This is a genomic window from Bradyrhizobium sp. 154 (assembly GCF_023073875.1).
GTDB lineage: Bacteria > Pseudomonadota > Alphaproteobacteria > Rhizobiales > Xanthobacteraceae > Bradyrhizobium.
Genome location: NZ_JADPKG010000073.1, coordinates 1 through 542 on the forward strand (window position 1 = coordinate 1; position 542 = coordinate 542).

General features: G+C 59.4%; 1 protein-coding gene. It reads right to left on the minus strand.

Annotated elements, in window-relative coordinates; translation table 11 throughout:
• Window positions 1-274: 274 nt before the first annotated feature.
• Window positions 275-542, minus strand: a 268-nt coding sequence (locus tag IVA92_RS18115; protein ID WP_247277942.1) for a transposase, incomplete at its 5' end; no start/stop codon positions are given.

Genomic DNA, 542 nt, shown 5'->3' on the forward strand with positions numbered 1-542 from the left:
CCTTCATCGAGAGCTTCATGTATAGACGGCCCCGTGGATGCAAGGGATTTCAGCAGTACTTTGGATACCGGTCGGGTGCGTTCATGTATTCGGCCTGTTTGTGCGACCGATGCCATGGCCGCTGGCTCTGATGGAGATCGCGGATCGAGGCCTCATCAACGGGTCGCGCTTGTTGCGCTTAAAGCTCTTCGGGCTTGCTCGATTCCCAGCTCCGCCGGTGTCCATCATGCTGTCATTTGCCCTCACGCCATAACGTGGCCAACACACGGGACATTCAGGTCGCGAGCTTAGGCCGATAGAATTCCCCGGTCGTCATCATCGCCCAGACGATCCGGGCCAACTTGTCGGCAACGGCGATGGCGACGACCATCGGCCGACGCCGTTCAAGCAAGGCTTCGATCCAGCCGCCTCCAACCCGGGAGCGTGCCTTTGGGTACCGAACGACGTTGCGTGCTCCGATGACAAGCAAGTGCCTGAGATAGGAATCGCCCTGCTTTGTTATGCGGCCGAGCCGGTCCTTCCCGCCGGTGGAATTCTGCTTA